This window comes from Psychroserpens damuponensis, assembly GCF_000826655.1.
Lineage (GTDB): Bacteria > Bacteroidota > Bacteroidia > Flavobacteriales > Flavobacteriaceae > Psychroserpens > Psychroserpens damuponensis.
The window spans coordinates 144703-163290 of record NZ_JXJO01000001.1; the positions used below are offsets into that span (position 1 = coordinate 144703).

At 32.1% G+C, this 18588-nt stretch carries 20 protein-coding genes; 10 read left to right on the forward strand and 10 right to left on the reverse strand.

The annotated features are described in order from the left end of the window. Positions 1-6: 6 nt before the first annotated feature. Together TD29_RS00620 and TD29_RS00625 are read right to left on the reverse strand one after the other, a co-directional pair. On the reverse strand, positions 7-630 hold the full coding sequence (locus tag TD29_RS00620; protein WP_040278153.1) for a tetratricopeptide repeat protein: 624 nt from the start codon (positions 628-630) through the stop codon (positions 7-9). A gap of 4 nt (positions 631-634) precedes the next feature. Continuing rightward, the gene (locus tag TD29_RS00625) at positions 635-1057 is read right to left on the reverse strand and encodes a DUF2141 domain-containing protein (protein ID WP_040278154.1); all 423 of its coding nucleotides are present in this window, start codon (positions 1055-1057) and stop codon (positions 635-637) included. 196 nt (positions 1058-1253) lie between these two features. Between TD29_RS00625 and TD29_RS00630 the strand changes: the two genes are divergently transcribed. After that, complete coding sequence (locus TD29_RS00630; protein WP_040278156.1) at positions 1254-3050, forward strand: serine hydrolase; 1797 nt, start codon at positions 1254-1256, stop codon at positions 3048-3050. A gap of 100 nt (positions 3051-3150) precedes the next feature. Beyond that, complete coding sequence (locus TD29_RS00635; protein WP_040278157.1) at positions 3151-3531, forward strand: hypothetical protein; 381 nt, start codon at positions 3151-3153, stop codon at positions 3529-3531. Positions 3532-3647: 116 nt separating this feature from the next. Here the strand turns inward: TD29_RS00635 and TD29_RS00640 are convergent, their stop codons facing one another. Continuing rightward, the gene (locus TD29_RS00640; protein ID WP_040278254.1) at positions 3648-4580 is read right to left on the reverse strand and encodes a peptidylprolyl isomerase; all 933 of its coding nucleotides are present in this window, start codon (positions 4578-4580) and stop codon (positions 3648-3650) included. A gap of 115 nt (positions 4581-4695) precedes the next feature. Between TD29_RS00640 and TD29_RS00645 the strand changes: the two genes are divergently transcribed. Then, positions 4696-5112, forward strand: a complete 417-nt coding sequence (locus TD29_RS00645) for a hypothetical protein (protein WP_040278159.1) — start codon at positions 4696-4698, stop codon at positions 5110-5112. 55 nt (positions 5113-5167) lie between these two features. On the opposite strand, the gene TD29_RS00650 is transcribed toward TD29_RS00645, so the two are convergent. Beyond that, positions 5168-7369 (reverse strand): ATP-dependent DNA helicase RecQ, encoded by a 2202-nt coding sequence (locus tag TD29_RS00650; protein WP_040278161.1) that lies wholly within the window; start codon positions 7367-7369, stop codon positions 5168-5170. An 86-nt stretch (positions 7370-7455) separates the two neighbouring features. Between TD29_RS00650 and TD29_RS00655 the strand changes: the two genes are divergently transcribed. From TD29_RS00655 to lptB, 5 genes are read left to right on the forward strand one after another with little or no spacing between them, the layout of a single operon-like run. Further along, a complete protein-coding gene (locus tag TD29_RS00655) occupies positions 7456-8421 on the forward strand; it encodes a KpsF/GutQ family sugar-phosphate isomerase (protein WP_040278163.1) in 966 nt (321 codons plus the stop codon). Beyond that, a complete protein-coding gene (gene tatC, locus TD29_RS00660) occupies positions 8421-9251 on the forward strand; it encodes a twin-arginine translocase subunit TatC (RefSeq protein ID WP_040278164.1) in 831 nt (276 codons plus the stop codon). Before TD29_RS00655 ends, tatC begins: the two co-directional genes overlap by 1 nt. Continuing rightward, positions 9244-9588, forward strand: a complete 345-nt coding sequence (locus TD29_RS00665; protein WP_040278165.1) for a carboxymuconolactone decarboxylase family protein — start codon at positions 9244-9246, stop codon at positions 9586-9588. Before tatC ends, TD29_RS00665 begins: the two co-directional genes overlap by 8 nt. Positions 9589-9595: 7 nt before the next feature. Next, positions 9596-10414, forward strand: coding sequence for a glycosyltransferase (locus TD29_RS00670; RefSeq protein WP_052466915.1), 819 nt, complete (start codon positions 9596-9598; stop codon positions 10412-10414). Position 10415: 1 nt separating this feature from the next. After that, the gene (gene lptB, locus TD29_RS00675; RefSeq protein WP_040278167.1) at positions 10416-11183 is read left to right on the forward strand and encodes an LPS export ABC transporter ATP-binding protein; all 768 of its coding nucleotides are present in this window, start codon (positions 10416-10418) and stop codon (positions 11181-11183) included. A gap of 128 nt (positions 11184-11311) precedes the next feature. Here the strand turns inward: lptB and TD29_RS00680 are convergent, their stop codons facing one another. The 5 genes from TD29_RS00680 to TD29_RS00700 all read right to left on the reverse strand — a co-directional run bounded on the left by TD29_RS00680 (position 11312) and on the right by TD29_RS00700 (position 14275). Next, complete coding sequence (locus TD29_RS00680) at positions 11312-11683, reverse strand: hypothetical protein (RefSeq protein ID WP_040278169.1); 372 nt, start codon at positions 11681-11683, stop codon at positions 11312-11314. Between the two features lies 1 nt (position 11684). After that, positions 11685-11885: a hypothetical protein gene (locus TD29_RS00685; RefSeq protein ID WP_040278171.1), complete on the reverse strand. Its 201-nt coding sequence runs from the start codon at positions 11883-11885 to the stop codon at positions 11685-11687. Between the two features lie 65 nt (positions 11886-11950). Beyond that, on the reverse strand, positions 11951-12547 hold the full coding sequence (locus tag TD29_RS00690) for an LURP-one-related/scramblase family protein (RefSeq protein ID WP_040278172.1): 597 nt from the start codon (positions 12545-12547) through the stop codon (positions 11951-11953). A gap of 55 nt (positions 12548-12602) precedes the next feature. Next, positions 12603-13493, reverse strand: coding sequence for a DUF808 domain-containing protein (locus TD29_RS00695; protein ID WP_040278174.1), 891 nt, complete (start codon positions 13491-13493; stop codon positions 12603-12605). A 20-nt stretch (positions 13494-13513) separates the two neighbouring features. Beyond that, positions 13514-14275, reverse strand: a complete 762-nt coding sequence (locus tag TD29_RS00700) for a CDP-alcohol phosphatidyltransferase family protein (RefSeq protein ID WP_040278175.1) — start codon at positions 14273-14275, stop codon at positions 13514-13516. Between the two features lie 124 nt (positions 14276-14399). On the opposite strand from TD29_RS00700, the gene TD29_RS00705 reads away from it, so the two are divergent. Next, the gene (locus TD29_RS00705; protein WP_040278258.1) at positions 14400-15464 is read left to right on the forward strand and encodes a putative type IX sorting system protein PorV2; all 1065 of its coding nucleotides are present in this window, start codon (positions 14400-14402) and stop codon (positions 15462-15464) included. Then, complete coding sequence (lnt, locus tag TD29_RS00710) at positions 15464-17062, forward strand: apolipoprotein N-acyltransferase (RefSeq protein ID WP_152611436.1); 1599 nt, start codon at positions 15464-15466, stop codon at positions 17060-17062. Before TD29_RS00705 ends, lnt begins: the two co-directional genes overlap by 1 nt. Positions 17063-17157: 95 nt before the next feature. Here lnt and TD29_RS00715 read toward each other — a convergent pair whose 3' ends face one another. Then, positions 17158-18552, reverse strand: coding sequence for a sugar transferase (locus tag TD29_RS00715; RefSeq protein ID WP_040278177.1), 1395 nt, complete (start codon positions 18550-18552; stop codon positions 17158-17160). Positions 18553-18588 lie beyond the last annotated feature (36 nt).

Consider the following 18588-nt stretch of genomic DNA (forward strand, 5'->3'; position numbering starts at 1 on the left):
ATTGTATTACTCTTTACACGATTTAGCCACTTGTTGTGCACGCTCTATTCCCCAATTTGGGTGCAACTCGCTTTCTGGTTTAAAGGTAGCAAAAAGTTCAATTGATTTTTCAATCTCATCGCAATACGGCTTGGTATCCTTGCCAAAATATCTTGCGCTTCCCATGGCCCAATCTGCTTTATTAAATGCTACTCTTGGATTTTCTGGTGCTAGGCTATAAGCTTTATTATAAAGCTCTGTTATTTTTCCTGCGTATTTCATACCGTAAACTGCTCCATCATAAGCAACCCAATTAGTTAGTACGTGGGCTTGCATGACAATAATTTCGGGATTATTCTCACTAATTGCCATAGCAGTATCTAAATGCTCTTGAGCTTTATCTAATTGCGCTTTTAAAACACTCTCATCTTTCTCATTCCAACTTTTTAAGCTATTAATTTGAGCTATGTAATAATGAGGAAGCCATTCATTGGTTTCTGCATTAGATATGCGTTCAAACATATTTTCGGCGTCGTCGGTTTTATTGTCTTGCCATAATGCGAATGCTTTTTTCATTCCTTTTTCATAATTGGTTTGAGCAGATGTAAAACCTGAAACCATGATTAATGTGATTAGTATTAATTTCTTCATAATATTATAGTGTTATAGTTTGTGTTATTGATTTATCTTTTACTTCAAATTTTGCATCTTCCCATTTTGGTGGTCCCATAAACCCTGTAGCATTATTTGAGCATCCATAGTCTTCTTTTGGTATGCCTAAAAAATTACTATCCATTTTATTATTCTCATTTTCGTCGTGAAACATTGAAATTGCATAAACCCCTTCTGGAATATTTTTAAAGGTTACTTCACAACTATTATTAGTAATTTTTGTTTTTACAGACTGTAATCCTGTATTTAAAAATGAACTTTGGGAGTCATAAACTGCCACATACACGTTTCCTTTATTACTCTCAAGATTATTAATTCTAACCGTAATATCCTGACCTGATGTTGCTTGAGCATTTAGAAATTGACTAAATAAAAAGCAAATAAAAAATTTAACTATGGTGTTCATATTGTTTTGTTTTAAACTGAAATTGTTTCAGCCTGATTGATACGTCAAATATCTAACAGAAGTCTGTATTTTAAAAAAGAGAACAACCGAACTGTAATTTATTTGTGACGAATTGTAAAATATTTAACGTTTTGAGTAACATAAGCTACTAAACCACTACTAACCAAATATCTATTCTAATCAAAAAATCAAAACAATGAAAAAACTAGCTTTACTCACTTTGGGTTTTCTAATTACCTTTTCTATTAGTGCGCAAGACAAACGGCTTAAAAATATTGACAAAGAATTAAATAAAATTCTAGAAGAAACTAAAGCTGCAGGATTTGCTGTTGCCGTTGTAGAAGGAGACAAAATCATTTACTCAAAAGGGTTTGGATTTAGAGATTATGAAAATAAAATCCCTGTAGATGCCAATACGCTTTTTGCTATTGGGTCTTCAACCAAAGCGTTTACCTCATCACTTTTAGGTTTATTAAGAGACGAAGAAAAATTAACTTTTGATGATAACCCAAGACAGCATATACCAGAATTAGAGTTCTATAATGATAATTTAAATAACAATATCATTATTAAAGATTTAATGAGACATAGCACAGGAATACCACGACATGACGGTTCTTGGTACTATTTTCCTTCACATGATAAGGATAGTTTGTTAATGCGTTTAAAACATCAAGAACCATTTACAGGTATTAGACAACAATGGTATTATAATAATTTTGGATTTTTAGCCCAAGGTGTTATTACAGAACGTATTACTGGTAAAAGTTGGGAGAACAACCTTAAAGAACATTTCTTTGAACCTCTAGAAATGTCTAGGACTAATGCAACTATTGCCGAAATGAAAACGGCTAGCAATGCTTCTTTTGGTTATGAAGTTAAAAATAATCTCATTAAAAAAATGGATTATTACGATATTGCAGGTATGTCGCCTGCTGGCAGTATTAACAGTAGTGTTAATGATATGGGCAAATGGCTAATTGCCTGGCTTAATGATGGAAAATATAAAGAGAAAGACATCATTCCTTCAAATTATTTAAATGAAGCTATTAGCTCTCAAATGGTTGTATCAAGCAATACACCAGATGATAAATTTCCAAATATTCATTTTGGAAACTATGGTTATGGTTGGTTTTTACAATCTTATAAAGGACATTACAGAGTTGATCATGGTGGTAATATTGATGGGTTTTCGGCAAATGTCGCTTTTTTCCCTACAGATAACATAGGGATTGTTGTTTTAGCCAATCAAAACGGCTCACCTATTCCTTCATTAGTGAGAAATACAATTGCAGATCGAATGATTGACGAAGCGCAAACAGATTGGCTTGGACGCTATATTGAAAACAAAGCGAAAGGCAAAAAAGCCCAAGAGGATGCTCAAGAAAACTCTGAAACATCTTTTGTAAAAAACACAAAACCATCACATATTAATGTAGATTACACAGGCTCATATTATAATGAAGGTTACGGTAAATTTGATATTTATGCCGAAAATGACTCGTTATTTTCTAAACTAAATGGTAACAAAATATACCTTAATCATTACCATTATGACGTCTTTGAAATGATTGATGTTTCTGAAGGGAAAGTTGATACCACGCAATATGGCAAATCAATAAAAATGACATTCCTAACTAATGAAACCGGTGACATTTCCGAAGGAAAAATAAAAATAGAACCTACTGTAGATGCTATTAGTTTTAAGCGTACTCCAAATACGATTGATGTCGATGCAAAAACATTAGAAATGTATACTGGAACCTATGATATTTCTGGAACCGAAATAAAAGCATATATCAAAAATGATGTGCTCTTTTTATTTGTAAAAGGGCAACCAGAATATGAGCAAATTGCAACTTCAAAACATAAATTCTCGTTTAAAACTTTAGAAGGATTTAAAGTTGAATTTTTAGAGTCTGAAGATGGGACAATTCATGCCATAAAAATGTTTCAACCCAATGGTACTTTTGTAGCAAATCGCAAAAAATAAACGTTTAACAAAATGCAATAAACACCCAGTAAAATGGGTGTTTTTTTTATTAAACTATAATAAACGACCATCATTGATCGTTGTATTTAAAATCAATAGAATGAAAAAATTTCTAATAATCACACTGTCTTTTTTCGCATTTATTTCACTTATGTATTTAGGTTTAAATCTCTTCGGAAAAATGATTTATAACAAACAATCGTGCGAACGATTTAACATTGATAATATCGAATTAAGAACTGGTGTTAATATTCCTGAAGTTACTACGACCTATTGTCAATGTAAAGACAATAAAAAGGTGTCAAAATTTATAATTAACACTGATAAAGTAGATCTTGATAATTATGTTTCAAGAAATGACTTTACACAAATTGATGATTTATATATTAAAGAGAATGATACCAAAAACTCAACTTATAAGGTGGTTTGTAATAAAAAAACGGCTGAGTTGATTGTTAATATAACATATAAAACTAATTAACCTCTTGAGTTTAAAACCTAAAAAAGCACCAATTAAATTGGTGCTTTTTTTATTTTTTTAGTTTAAGCGATAGTCACAAAATTAACTTCGTTACCTCGTTAATTATAGCATCCTGCTTATTTTACATCCATTAACTCTACATCAAATACTAATGTAGCATCTGGTGGAATTACACCTCCTGCTCCAGCAGAACCGTAACCTAAATCACTAGGTATAACTAAACGTGCTTTATCACCTACGTTTAATAAACAAATGCCTTCATCCCAACCTGCAATTACTTGACCAACACCAACTTGAAAATCTAAAGGTGCATTTCTTTTGTATGATGAGTCAAATACAGTTCCATCGGCTAATTGACCTTTGTAATGCACAGATACCATATTTCCTTTTTCGGCAGATTTACCTGTTCCTTTTTGGATAATTTGGTAACGTAATCCACTTTCGGTTTCATCAAAACCAGCAGCTAATTTATCTAATTCTGCTTTTGCAGCTTCTCGTTCTGCAGCAATTCTTTGTTCTCTAGAACCTTCAAATGTTCTAAATGCTTCTACAGCATTAAAGTTTTCTGCTTCTGTTCCTACTCTAATAATTTCTATAGTATTAATAGCATCATCTTGAGCGATAGCGTCAACAACATCTTGTCCTTCTATCACATTTCCGAAGACTGTATGCTTATTATCTAACCAATCTGTAGCAATATGAGTGATAAAAAATTGACTACCATTAGTTCCTGGTCCAGCATTTGCCATAGACAAAATTCCTGGCTTATCGTGTTTTAAATCTGGATGAAACTCATCATCAAATTTATATCCAGGATTCCCTGTTCCTGTACCTTGAGGGCAACCTCCTTGGATCATAAAATCTGGTATAACTCTGTGAAATTTTAACCCGTCATAGTAAGGAGTTCCTTGAGGCTTCACTTCGTTTTCTAGATTTCCTTCAGCTAAAGCTACGAAATTACCTACTGTTCCTGGTGTTTTCTGAAATTCTAAAGCGATTAAGATTTCGCCTTTTGTTGTATTAAATTTTGCGTATAAACCGTCTTGCATTGTCATGATTTTTAATGAAATGCAAAGATAAGAAACTAAGTTAAAAGTTATGAGCTATGCGATATAAGTTTTTTAGAGTGAATTTTCTTAATTTTGAAAAAAATAAAATTGACCTATGGGAATTTTTGGAAGCTTTGGTAAAAAGGAAAAAAAAGTAGATGATAATTATATTGAATCTATTTTAAATCATAGTAAGGATGAGCCTTTAGGTGTATCTGATCAACATGTAATTTATGCAGGTTATAATGAACTAGGTGGTTATTATTATTTTCAAACCTATATCATTGGTCCCTTAAAACTAAAAACCAAAACTGGAGCTACTTTGATGATTGAAGGAAACAATTATACATATGATTTAAAATCTGACATGGAAGAAATAGAATCAGATCAAATTAATGATGTTATAAAAGGTTATGTGACTCGAATTGATTTTGAAATTGAGAAAAAAGCCGTAGAAAGTATTAAGCGTTCTACAGTAAAACAATTAGTGCTTACTATTAAGAAACATAAAATTGTGTTTAACAAAATTTAGTAAGTGTAAAGTGAAGTATGCTAAAGTGCATATTTTCACTTTACACTATAATACTTTAATTAGCAACTTCACTTATAAACTTAATACGATACAAGCGTAGTTCTTCATCATCGTAATCTCCATCAAACTCTTCGATAGCATCGTCTATTTTATCGGTTTCAGACTCCATAAAATAGTCATGAATTTCTTCTTGCTGTTCTTCATCTAGAATATCATCAATCCAATAATTAATATTTAATTTAGTTCCAGAAAACACAATGGCTTCCATCTCTTTGATAAAATCGGCCATAGTCATACCTTTACTCGAAGAAATATCTGTGAGTGGTAATTTTCTATCTACATTTTGAATAATATATAATTTTATTGCCGAGTTTGAGCCTGTACTTTTAACGACAAAATCGTCTGGTCTTTCGATATCATTATCTTCAACATATTGCGAAATTAATGCGACAAAATCTTTACCGTATTTTTTGGCTTTACCTTCTCCAACACCATGAACATTACCGAGTTCTTCTAACGAAATTGGATATTTTAAAGCCATATCTTCTAGTGAAGGATCTTGAAAAATCACAAATGGTGGTACACCTAAAGACTTTGCATTTCGTTTTCTCAAATCCTTTAGCATTTTCATCAACACCTCATCTGCAACACCTCCTGCTCCTTTTGCAGCAGTGACAATACCATCATCTGAGCCTTCATCAAAGACATGATCTTCTGCCATCATGAAAGATTGAGGAGATTTTAAAAACTCATGTCCAGCTTCAGGAATTCTTAAAACACCATATGTTTCAATATCTTTTTTAAGGTAACCTGCTACTAATATTTGACGAATTAATGCCATCCAATAGCGTTTGCTTTGATGTTTTCCTATTCCGAAGAACGGTTGTGCATCTGTTTTATGAGAAGAAATTAGTGCGTTAGTTTCACCAAATAAAACTTGCACTAAATCTTTTGATTTATACTTTTCATTGGTTTTTTTAATGGTATCTAATACAATGATAACATCACTTTTAGCTTCGTTTTGTTTCTTCGGAAAACGAACATTATCATCCATATCTCCGCCTTCACCAGTTGCATTGTCAAATTCTTCACCAAAATAATGTAAAATAAATTTACGCCTAGATACTGATGTTTCTGCAAAAGCGACCACTTCTTGTAGTAGTGCGTGACCTATTTCTTGTTCGGCTACAGGTTTACCAGACATGAATTTCTCTAATTTTTCAATGTCTTTATAAGCATAGTAGGCTAAGCAATGACCTTCTCCACCATCACGACCAGCACGTCCTGTTTCTTGATAATAACTTTCAATACTTTTTGGAATATCATGATGAATTACAAATCTCACATCTGGTTTATCAATTCCCATCCCAAAAGCAATAGTTGCAACAACAACATCACAATCTTCCATCAAAAACATATCTTGATGTTTCACTCTTGTTTTAGGATCTAAACCTGCATGATATGGCACAGCTTTTACACCATTAACTTGTAATACTTGAGCTAATTCTTCTACACGTTTGCGACTTAAACAATATACAATACCAGATTTACCTTCATTCTTTTTTACAAAACGAATTATATCTGCATCTACGTTTTTAGTTTTAGGACGTATTTCGTAATACAAATTAGGTCTATTAAAAGACGCCTTAAATGTTGTAGCTCCTTGAATGTCTAAACTCTTTAAAATATCTTCTTGAACCTTAGGTGTTGCCGTAGCAGTTAATCCTATTATAGGAATATTATCTCCTATACGTTTAATAATATGTCTGAGATTTCTATACTCTGGTCTAAAGTCATGTCCCCATTCACTGATACAATGTGCTTCATCTACAGCCATAAATGAAATTGTAACAGATCGTAAAAACTCAACGTGCTCTTCTTTGGTAAGTGATTCTGGAGCTACATATAACAATTTAGTGACACCATTTATGATATCTTCTTTAACTTGTTTGACTTCAGTTTTATTGAGAGAAGAGTTCAAAACATGGGCAACGCCTTCATGATCTGAAATACCTCTTATAGCATCTACCTGATTTTTCATAAGTGCAATTAGTGGTGACACTATGATTGCAGTTCCTTCAGTTATTAATGCTGGTAGTTGATAACACAATGATTTCCCACCACCTGTTGGCATAATAACAAATACATCCTCACGTGCCACAACACTTTTAATTACGCTTTCTTGAAGTCCTTTAAACTTAGAAAAACCAAAGTGTTGTTTGAGTGCAGAATGTATATCAATTTTTGTTGTACTCATTAATCCCTATTAGTATTTTTGATACATTTGCATAAACCTAAAGATAACAATTTCTTTAAACCCATCAAACTGAAAAAAAATTAATTTTGAACAGTATACAATCTATCCTTAAAACAGCAAGAAAGACTATTGATTTAGAGCGTGATGCTATAGCTAATTTAAGTCATTTATTAACTGACGATTTTGCAAAAGCAGTCACGTTAATATACAACTCTAAAGGACGTGTAATTATTACTGGCATAGGAAAAAGTGCTATTATCGCTAATAAAATTGTCGCTACGTTAAACTCTACAGGCACACCATCGGTATTTTTGCATGCAGCAGATGCCATTCATGGTGATTTAGGTTTGATTTTAGAAGACGATGTAGTGATTTGTATATCTAAAAGCGGAAATACACCAGAAATTAAAGTATTAGTCCCTTTTATTAAAAACGCTAAAAACAAGATAATTGCGATTACTGGTAACGATAAATCATTTTTAGCACAACAAGCCGATTATATACTAAATGCTTATGTGGCACAAGAAGCCTGTCCTAATAACTTAGCTCCAACAACGAGTACAACCGCTCAATTGGTCATGGGAGACGCATTAGCAGTTTGTTTGTTAGAAATTCGTGGATTTTCGACTAAAGATTTTGCAAAATACCATCCTGGAGGCGCTTTAGGTAAACGTTTGTATTTACGCGTTAGTGATTTATCATCTATTAATTTAAAGCCTAGTGTAGAACTTGATACCACTGCCAAAGATGTGATTGTTGAAATTTCAGAAAAAATGCTAGGTGTTTCAGCTGTTGTTGATAATAATAAAATTGCAGGTATCATTACTGATGGCGATTTAAGACGAATGCTGACCAAGAATGATGAGTTTATTCATTTAACGGCAAAAGACATTATGAGTGATAATCCTAAACGAATTGATGAGGATGCTATGGCAATTGACGCTATGGAACTCATGGAAAAACATGGAATCTCACAGTTACTAGTTGAAAAAAACGGTGAATATGCAGGTGTTATTCATATTCATGATTTAATAAAAGAAGGTATTATATAATGACAAAAACAAATACCGATGAGATGTCTTTTCTAGATCATCTTGAAGATTTAAGGTGGCATCTCATAAGAATTACTGGATCTATACTGGTGTGCGCAACCGTTGCTTTTATTTTTAGTAAATGGATTTTTAAATACGTTGTGTTTGCACCAAAACAAATGGATTTCCCAACCTATAAATGGTTGTGTAAAATATCAGAATTAGTAGGTATTAATGACACAACGTTTTGTGCTGCAGAATTCCCCTTTAAAATTCAAAGTTTAGAGATGTCTGCTCAGTTTTCAGCAGATATTTGGACCTCTATTTATGCAGGTTTCATTATAGCCTTTCCATACATTATATACCAATTTTGGAGTTTTATTAGTCCTGGTTTACATACTAGTGAGCGAAAACACTCTAGAGGATTTATCATAGTCACATCATTCCTGTTTTTTCTAGGTGTTCTTTTTGGTTATTATATAGTAACACCATTATCCATAAACTTCTTAGCTAATTATAGTATTAGTCCAGATGTTGAGAACCAATTTCAAATTAGTTCATACATCGCATTAATTAGATCCTCTTCATTGGCTTCTGGTTTTGTATTTGAGTTACCAATTATTATTTATTTTCTAACCAAAATTGGTTTGGTTACACCAAAACTCATGAAAAAATACCGAAAATTTGCCTTAGTCATTGTATTGATTTTATCTGCAATAATCACACCTCCAGATTTAGCGAGTCAAGTAATTGTAGCTATTCCTATATTAATTTTATATCAAATAAGTATTTATATTTCTAAAGTTGTTGTTAGAAATCAAACCAAAAAAGAAAAGAAAGCCCATGTCTAATATAGTTAATGAATTTAATGCTTATCGTTCTAAAATGAATGATGCTATTCTAGCAGACAATAATAAAATTATCAAACGCATCTTTAATTTAGATACAAATGCGTTTACTGAAGGTGCTTTAGATAAAAAAACTAAAGAACTTCTAGGATTAGTAGCTTCTACTGTACTACGTTGTGATGATTGTGTAAAATACCACCTAGAATCTAGCCATAAGGCAGGTTTAAATAAAGAAGAAGTTGTTGAAGCGTTGAGTATTGCGACGTTAGTTGGTGGTACAATTGTGATTCCTCATTTACGTAAAGCTTATGAATATTGGGATGCTTTAGAAGGCAAATAAAAATAGTATGCAAAAGTTTGAGCATTTTATTATTACTCGTTTTAATATAAAACTCAAAGAATGGGTCGTAACAAAACAAGGTGAAGATGTAACTTCAATAAACTGGTTACAACATCGGTTTAATTTATTTGAAACCTATTGCTTGCCATCTATCAAACAACAAACCAACCTTAACTTTAAATGGTTGGTTTGTTTTGATGCTGAAACACCCGAAATTTTTAAACAAAAAATTAAAAATCTAGAAGAATCATTTGTGAACTTTGTTCCAATTTATATTGAGAATAGCACAACTTTTCATGATGTTATTCTAGAAACAATTAAGTCGTATTATAAAGCTCACACCACTCATATCATCACTTCTAGATTAGATAATGATGATAGTTTACACCAAAATTATATAGAAACCATTCAAAATAATTTTACTCCAAAAGCCTCATTCATAATTGATGTCATAAATGGGTATCAATTGAATTTAAAAACACACAATACACCTGCTATTAGAGAGATTGAAACAGCATTTAATCCTTTTATAAGTCTCATAGAAGGCGCGCATAATTGTGTCACAGTATTAAATCGTAAGCATTTAGATTGGCATACCAATCCACATAAAACTATTGCAGATCAACCACTGTGGATGCAAGTCATACACAAAAAAAACATTAGTAATTCTGAGAAACTTCATTTTAGAGAAGTGAATACGATAGCGTTTTCTAACTTCGGAATTACAAAGCAATTTGAGCTTAAATCTAACGTTAATATTGCCTTAAGTAATATGATTACTAATTTTAAACGGTTATTTTTGAAACTGAAACTAATGAAAAGCTAGGATGAAAACACTCAGAGCCGAAAATTTAATGAAGTCCTATAACGGACGAAAAGTAGTAAAAGATGTCTCTTTAGAAGTGAAGCAAGGAGAAATTGTTGGACTTTTAGGACCAAATGGTGCTGGAAAAACGACTTCATTTTATATGATTGTTGGGCTCATTAAACCTAATGGTGGAAATATTTTTCTAGAAGGTAATAACATCACCAACTACCCAATGTACAAACGTGCTCAAAATGGTATTGGGTACTTGGCTCAAGAAGCTTCGGTATTTAGAAAATTAAGTATTGAAGATAATATTTTGAGTGTACTTCAAATGACTAAGCTCAGTAAAAAGGAGCAGCAAGCTAAAATGGAATCATTAATTGAGGAATTTAGCTTAGAACATATTAGAAAAAGTAGAGGTGATTTATTATCTGGTGGAGAACGTCGTCGTACCGAAATTGCTCGTGCATTAGCTACAGATCCAGATTTTATTTTATTAGATGAGCCTTTTGCAGGTGTAGATCCAGTGGCTGTTGAAGATATTCAAAGAATTATTGCTCAACTCACCAAAAAAAATATTGGTATTCTCATTACCGATCACAATGTGCAAGAGACTTTAGCCATTACAGATAGAACTTACCTTATGTTTGAAGGTAGTATTTTAAAAGCTGGAGAACCAGAAGAATTGGCAAGTGATGAAATGGTACGAAAAGTCTATCTAGGTCAAAATTTTGAGTTACGTAAAAAGAAATTGAATTTTGAGGCTGCTCAAAAAGAAATAGAGTAAGTTAAATTATAAATTGTTTTAATAATTTATAATTTAAAGTGTTGGTAAAAAATACCGACATTAGCGAAATCTATTTTCTTCGATAAAGTCAAATAATTTATCCAAAGTCAGTAACGAAATTTTAGCCATTATTCTTTAATTCTTATTAAACCAAATTTATGTTTTCCATAACTATTCGTTAACGTACCTAATAATGTATCTTGATTTTCAGATAGTGTGTAATCAATTAAAATATCATCTTCAGTATCAACTTGTTTTCCTAGAGAATCCCAAATAAAAGTCTGATAAGTAAATTCAATTTTTGAATTTGTCGCTTTCCATAACACGTTTGCATTATCCTCGTCTATAAAAACAAGACTGTCCGGATAAAATTCCCAAGAAATTTTATCGTTTTCAGTTTCGTACCACTTTCCGTTCAGTTTTTTTTCGGCTGAATTTTGACCACAAGCAATAATTAGAATAAAAGTTAATAAAATTGGTATGTAAAGTAGTCTCTTCAAATTATTGCCAACGCTGAGCTATCTCTAATTCATTATTAACTAAAGCCTTGAGAAGATAATTAAAATCATGAACTAAATTTAACTTTTTTTCAAACTCAAAACAAGCTCTTTTGTATTCACAATCAAAATTCATTTTAATTTGTTCTTCTTTTTGACAAGAAGACAAAAAGGTTAATATGAGTAAAATGATTATACTTTTCATGTTTTAATATAATTTTTTGCCATTGTTGGTGTTTTCCACCAACAATAAACCTAAAATCGTAAAGACTAACCTCTTCGTCTCTCCAACAGCACCATCATCATAAAGCCTAAAATGATACGTTCGTCATCATCATTATCTATAGGTTTGAGTTTTGAGAGTTTGAATTTTCTTCCGAAGAAAGAAGGTTCCTTTTTTAATTGACATACGGCTTGACCGTTTAAATCAGTTACAGTATAACTTGGGTTGAATAGATAACCTGTAAAACCTCCAAGAATAGGAATATTCCCTAACATATTGTCCATCACCTTTACCCAAGCATTGTCTTCTCTAATATGGTATTGCAACTTTTGACGTTGATCTATGAGTTCATAATGTGCTTTCCAAATAGAAGCCCAACCTTTTCTAGCAATTTTGCCCAATTCTTTACCTTGAGCATCTTTAAAACTATAGGCTGCAGAAAAATCTATCCATTGATCTGCTTTTATTGTATGCGTTAGATTTGTTTTATTAGTACTATCATAAATACTAATGGCTTCCTTAAGCTTAAACATTTTTTGCCTAACGTATGCTACTGTTTTGCCACTAGCATCTGTTGCTGTGAAATCATTTGATAATGTCGTCACATGAAACTTGAAACTAATTGGATATTTTAAATCTTTCATAAATTTGATGTCATCAATACTAAGTTAGCAGGTCTTACATTTAGTGTATATTGGGCTAATTATTCTTGTTTTTACTAAAAAGCAAGCCATATATCCATTTTAAAAATTTGACAATTATAACGGCTATTGCTCCCACAATAAGTCCTAAAACAAAGTCTCTAAGCATAGACGGAATTTGCTCTAAAAAATGATGCAAAAATTCTAGGTTATGAGCAAAAATGCCTCCAGCTACTAAAAGCAATGCAATAGTTCCTATAACCGATAAACTCTTAATAATTTTTGGCAAAGCTTGAACCAAGAAATTACCAATATAGAAGGTAACATTCTTTTTATTCTTACTTAATTTAATCATACGCAAACCAAGATCATCCATTCTTACAATAAGAGCCACAATACCATAAACTCCAATGGTTGCAATAATAGCAACGATAGAAACCACCAAAATTTGAAAAAGTAAATCCTGCCCTACTACTGTACCCAAAGCAATAATTACAATTTCTACGGAAAGTATAAAATCGGTTACAATAGCAGATTTAATCTTAGATTTTTCTAATTCTAGAAGCTCTTCTTCAGAAAGCTCTATATCAGGACTAATCATAGCATGCGCTTTATGTGGCACAAAATATTCATAAATTTTCTCTACACCTTCATATGCCAAGTAAACTCCTCCTATAATTAAAATAACGGTGACAGCCCAAGGTAAAAAGGCGCTCAGCAAAAAGGCAACGGGTAAAATAATTAACTTATTAAGCATTGAGCCTTTTGTGATTGCCCAAAGCACCGGAATTTCGCGAGAGGACACAAAACCCGAAGCTTTCTCAGCATTTACAGCCAAATCGTCTCCTAAAATTCCTGCGGTTTTTTTTGTGGTAATTTTACTCATTGCAGCAACATCATCCATGAGCGCTCCAATATCATCTAATAATGCAAAAAATCCTGATGCCATTAATTGAGATTATAAAGTTTTTAAATTGTTTTTGTTGTCATATTTTGAAATACAGAAAGCAAAATGTACAACATTATAATTAATGGGATTGCAATAAATTGAAAAACCACTAGTAATAGTATAGTTGAGATGATTAACACATATCTAATCTTATTATTAGCAAAGCTATAATCTTTAAATTTTAATGCAAATAGTTTAATTTTTGAGTTTAACAAATAGCAACTCAATGCAGTAAAGGCTATTAAAAACCATGGGTTTAATATAAGGTTGGTAGCAAAGCTGCTATTCTGAAATTCAATAATTAGAGGTAATGAAATCACTAACAACGTATTTGCTGGAGTTGGTAAGCCTTTAAAATAGGTTTGTTGCTCTTCATCGATATTGAATTTAGCTAGACGATATGCTGACGCTAGTGTAATAAATAAACCGATAAGCGCAACTAATGAAATATTAATGCTAGACCAACTTATATTTGAAGACCAATCATCGAGTGTTTGCATTTCCGGAGCATGAAAACTGATAGACATTAATTTAAACATGACAATCCCAGGCACTAAACCACTAGTTACCATATCTGCTAGAGAATCCAACTGAACTCCCAACGGACTTTGAACATTTAGTTTTCTAGCTAGAAGTCCGTCAAAAAAATCAAAAAACACACCTAAAAACACAAAAATTGCTGTTGCAACAAAATTATTGTGAACTGCAAAGATGACTGCAATACTACCGCAAAACAAATTGAGTAAGGTGACAAAGTTAGGAATGTACTTATTTATAGACATACATTAAGATTTGCGTAAAAATAGCAAACTATTTTCGACTAATGCAAAAGACGTACAATATCTACACTTTTTTACAGTTTAATAGATGAAAAATATTGTGCATATTTGTAAAAAATTTTTGCTTTTGAAAAAGTACTTACGCATTGTTATCACCTTGATTCCATTTTTTTGCGCCTCACAAACTAAATATTCTAATGAATTTTTGAATATTGGTGTGGATGCAGCTGCACTTGGAATGAGTAATAGTGTAGCGTCTCATACTGCAGATGTAAATTCTGGGTATTGGAATCCTGCTGGTCTTGTTAATCTTGAAGACAGTCAATTAGCATTATTACACTCTAGTTATTTTGCTAATATTGCAAATTACAACTATATCGCTTTTGCAAAACCTTTAGATGATAGAAGCGCCATAGCTTTATCACTTATTAGATTTGGTGTTGATGATATTTTAGATACCACACAATTAATTGACGATCAAGGAAATATTAATTACGACAGAGTGAGTTTATTCTCAACGGCAGATTATGCAATGACGTTTTCATATGCTAGAAAACTACCTTTAGACGGTTTAAGTTATGGTATAAATGCCAAAGTGGTAAGACGTATTATTGGCGATTTTGCTAATTCTTGGGGATTTGGCCTTGATGCTGGAATTCAATTTGAAAGTAAAAATGATTGGAAGTTTGGTATCATGGCAAGAGACATTACCACCACTTTTAATGCATGGTCTTTTGATGATGATAAATTAGCAGATATTCAAAACGCTATTGAAGGTCAAAACCAAACCGTACCTGAGAGCACAGAGCTTACCATCCCTAAATTACAAATTGGGATGTCTAAAAAATTTGTGTTTCATTATGACTACTCACTATTAGCTTCTTTTGATTTAAATGTAAGATTTGAACAAAATAATGACATCATTTCATCTTCTTTTGCAAGTTTCAATCCGGCTTTAGGATTTGAATTTGGATATACAGACCTTGTATTTTTAAGAGCTGGTGCAGGAAATTTTCAAAATGAATTACAATTAGACAATTCAGAAAACTTAACCTTTCAACCTAGTTTAGGCTTAGGCTTTAAATATAGAGGCATTCAAATAGATTATGCTTTTACAGATATTGGAGATCAAAGTGCCGCTTTATACTCCAATGTTTTTTCTTTAAAACTCGATTTAAGTATCTTTAGATAGTGAATAGACTTTTACTTTCAATGTTATCAGGCATTATTTTAGCATTAGGTTGGCCAACCTATGGTTTTCCTATTTTACTGTTTTTTGCGTTTGTCCCATTATTACTAGTCGAACGCCAATTACGATTGTCTAATGCAAAACTAAAAAGTCTTAAAATTTTTGGTCTCTCCTATCTCACATTTCTCATCTGGAATGCCATTACAACAAGTTGGTTACGATTTGCAGACCCCTTTGGAGCTGGCTTCGCCGTTTTTGTAAACTCGGCATTGATGGCACTCATCATATTACTATATCACAAATATGCCAACCGACAATCACAAAACAGATCCTTATTATTTTTGGTTGTACTCTGGATCAGTTTTGAAAAATTACATTTAGGATGGGAATTTTCTTGGCCTTGGCTTAATCTTGGCAATGGTTTTTCAAACTATATAAGTTGGGTACAATGGTATGAATATACTGGAACTTTTGGAGGTACACTTTGGGTATGGATTTTAAATACCCTCATTTTTAAAGGCGCTATAACCTATCAAACCGAAAAATCAAAACCGGTTTTAAAATCTTTACTGCTGAAATGTGCTGGACTCATAATTGCACCAATACTGATATCTCTGGCAATTTACAATAGCTATTCTCATGAAGGAAACACCGTAAATGTAATTGCTTTACAGCCTAATATTGATCCTTATTCAGAAAAATATAATATCACAAATTTAAAATTTGCAGATCTGTTTTTTGAACTATCAAATTCTAAAATCACAGATTCTACAGACTTTGTCATTGCTCCCGAAACCTTTTTAGCAGAAGGCACACGACTCAAACAATTTGATAATTCGTTAGTAAAAAATAAATTTGATCGTTACGTTCTAGAACATCCAAACGTCAATCTCCTAACTGGCATTTCATTTTACGACATGTTTAAAGATGCGCGTAGAATTAGAAAAGAAACTAACGTTTACAAGTTCTCACCAAATACGTGGTATGACGATTATAACGCTGCACTTTTAATTAATAGTACAGATACTGTACAACAATACAACAAATCAAAATTGGTTGTTGGTGTTGAAAATTTCCCATATCAGGATGTTTTAAAACCGCTTATTGGAGATGCTATGATTGATCTTGGAGGTACCATAGCCATGAAAACCACACAAGATTACAGAAGTGTTTTTACAGGTATAAATCCTAATCACAAAGCGGCTCCAATCATATGTTATGAATCTGTTTATGGTGAGTTTGTTACTGGATATGTAAGAAACGACGCCAACTTTTTGGCCATTATCACTAACGATGCGTGGTGGAATGTAACCCAAGGCCATAAACAACATTTAAGTTATGCTAAACTTAGAGCTGTAGAAACTCGACGTGACATTGTACGTAGTGCAAATACTGGCGTTTCTGCAATAATTAATGCCAAAGGAGATATCACTAGTACGCTTGCTTATGGAGAAAAAGGTGCATTATCAGGGCAATTAATCACTAATGATAAAATTACCTTCTATGTGATGGCTGGAGATTATATTGCTAGAATTAGCATTTTTATTCTAATTTTTGTGGGATTGATAGGTTTCTTCCGAAGAAAAAAAGAACAACTCTAACGTATTGAAAAAGGACTCTACATTGCTCTACGGAAATGTAAAACATCTACAAATTGGTCTTTTAAATAAATTACTTAGCCAATAAAAACAATCACTTATTGTCCTCTATAATATAAAATAGTACTTAAGGTTTTAACGACAATATTAATATCTAGAAAAACGCTTCGATGTTTGATATAATATAAATCATATTGAAGTTTTGTTAAACTATCATCAACAGATGAGCCATAGCGTGTATTTACTTGTGCCCAACCTGTAAGTCCAGGTTTTACAATATGCCTTGTTTCATAAAAAGGGATAATTCTTGAGAGTTCGTTTACAAAAAACGGACGTTCTGGACGAGGACCAATAATACTCATATCACCTCGAAGCACATTGAGAAACTGAGGAATTTCATCGAGTCGTGATCGTCTCAGGAACGTTCCAAATTTGGTAATTCTTACATCATTTTTCTGAGCCCATTTTGCACCACCTGCTTCAGCGTTTACGACCATACTGCGCAGCTTAACAATTTGAAATAGCTTACCATTTTGACCCACACGCTCTTGAAAATAAAACAGAGGACCTTTGTTAGCTATAAAATTTCCGATGATAATAAAAGGAAGAATGATACTACCAAAAACGAGTCCTAGAATTGAAAATATAATATCAAAAGCACGATGAAAAAAGAGGTATAATGTATTTTGATTACTGCGACTAAATGGGAAATATTTATAAAAATCTTTACCAACAAACTGAATAGGCACACGGTAAGTAATCTCTTCAAAAACCTGTGTATATTCTCGTATTATAAACCCTTTATCGAGCAAAGAAATGAGGTCGTGATAAATCTCTGACGTAATGGTCTCAGAGTTATAGCTGGCTACAAGTATTTCAGATATTTTTTCATCTCTAATAACTTGCAATAAGTTTTGAGAATCAAACTCTTTTAAACCTTTAAATTTTATTGGTGAATCTGCCTCAGTTTCTGAGTTTATAAATCCAACAATTTTATAATTAGGATCGGACTGATTCAAAGGTTTTATGATATTTTCAATATTGGAAATTTCTCCTACTAATAATACTTTTTTATAGAATCTAGGTGTTGAAATAAATGTAATATAAATCCATCTCCAAATAAAAATCATGGCAATGATGCACAAATAAAAATACAATATTTGCAATCGTCGCTCAGGAAGAAAAGGTGTTAAAACTGGTGTTAGAAGATAAAATAAGACAGTCGTAGATACTGTTAAAACTATGTTTCTAAAGGTAACATCTAATTTACTTGATTTTTGAAGATCATAGATTTCGAAAATTGTACCAAACACAGTGATGTAAATGGCCAAAACGATGAGATACCCAATATTATCTCTTATTACAGTTAAATAATCATAATTAATACAAGTTTCTAAAAAATACAAACCAAGTACAACAACACATATATCCATGATGCGGAGTAATACTTTACGCTCTGAAATCTCAAAATGGATGTCTTTTTTACGGCTCATTAATTAATTTAAGGTCTGGTAAATATACTAAGTTCA

Coding starts and splice junctions, on each gene's coding strand:
- TD29_RS00620 (WP_040278153.1), bottom strand. CDS start 630: ATGAAGAAATTAATACTAATCACATTAATCATGGTTTCAGGTTTTACA.
- TD29_RS00625 (WP_040278154.1), bottom strand. CDS start 1,057: ATGAACACCATAGTTAAATTTTTTATTTGCTTTTTATTTAGTCAATTT.
- TD29_RS00630 (WP_040278156.1), top strand. CDS start 1,254: ATGAAAAAACTAGCTTTACTCACTTTGGGTTTTCTAATTACCTTTTCT.
- TD29_RS00635 (WP_040278157.1), top strand. CDS start 3,151: ATGAAAAAATTTCTAATAATCACACTGTCTTTTTTCGCATTTATTTCA.
- TD29_RS00640 (WP_040278254.1), bottom strand. CDS start 4,580: ATGCAAGACGGTTTATACGCAAAATTTAATACAACAAAAGGCGAAATC.
- TD29_RS00645 (WP_040278159.1), top strand. CDS start 4,696: ATGGGAATTTTTGGAAGCTTTGGTAAAAAGGAAAAAAAAGTAGATGAT.
- TD29_RS00650 (WP_040278161.1), bottom strand. CDS start 7,369: ATGAGTACAACAAAAATTGATATACATTCTGCACTCAAACAACACTTT.
- tatC (WP_040278164.1), top strand. CDS start 8,421: ATGACAAAAACAAATACCGATGAGATGTCTTTTCTAGATCATCTTGAA.
- TD29_RS00665 (WP_040278165.1), top strand. CDS start 9,244: ATGTCTAATATAGTTAATGAATTTAATGCTTATCGTTCTAAAATGAAT.
- TD29_RS00670 (WP_052466915.1), top strand. CDS start 9,596: ATGCAAAAGTTTGAGCATTTTATTATTACTCGTTTTAATATAAAACTC.
- lptB (WP_040278167.1), top strand. CDS start 10,416: ATGAAAACACTCAGAGCCGAAAATTTAATGAAGTCCTATAACGGACGA.
- TD29_RS00685 (WP_040278171.1), bottom strand. CDS start 11,885: ATGAAAAGTATAATCATTTTACTCATATTAACCTTTTTGTCTTCTTGT.
- TD29_RS00690 (WP_040278172.1), bottom strand. CDS start 12,547: ATGAAAGATTTAAAATATCCAATTAGTTTCAAGTTTCATGTGACGACA.
- TD29_RS00695 (WP_040278174.1), bottom strand. CDS start 13,493: ATGGCATCAGGATTTTTTGCATTATTAGATGATATTGGAGCGCTCATG.
- TD29_RS00700 (WP_040278175.1), bottom strand. CDS start 14,275: ATGTCTATAAATAAGTACATTCCTAACTTTGTCACCTTACTCAATTTG.
- TD29_RS00715 (WP_040278177.1), bottom strand. CDS start 18,552: ATGAGCCGTAAAAAAGACATCCATTTTGAGATTTCAGAGCGTAAAGTA.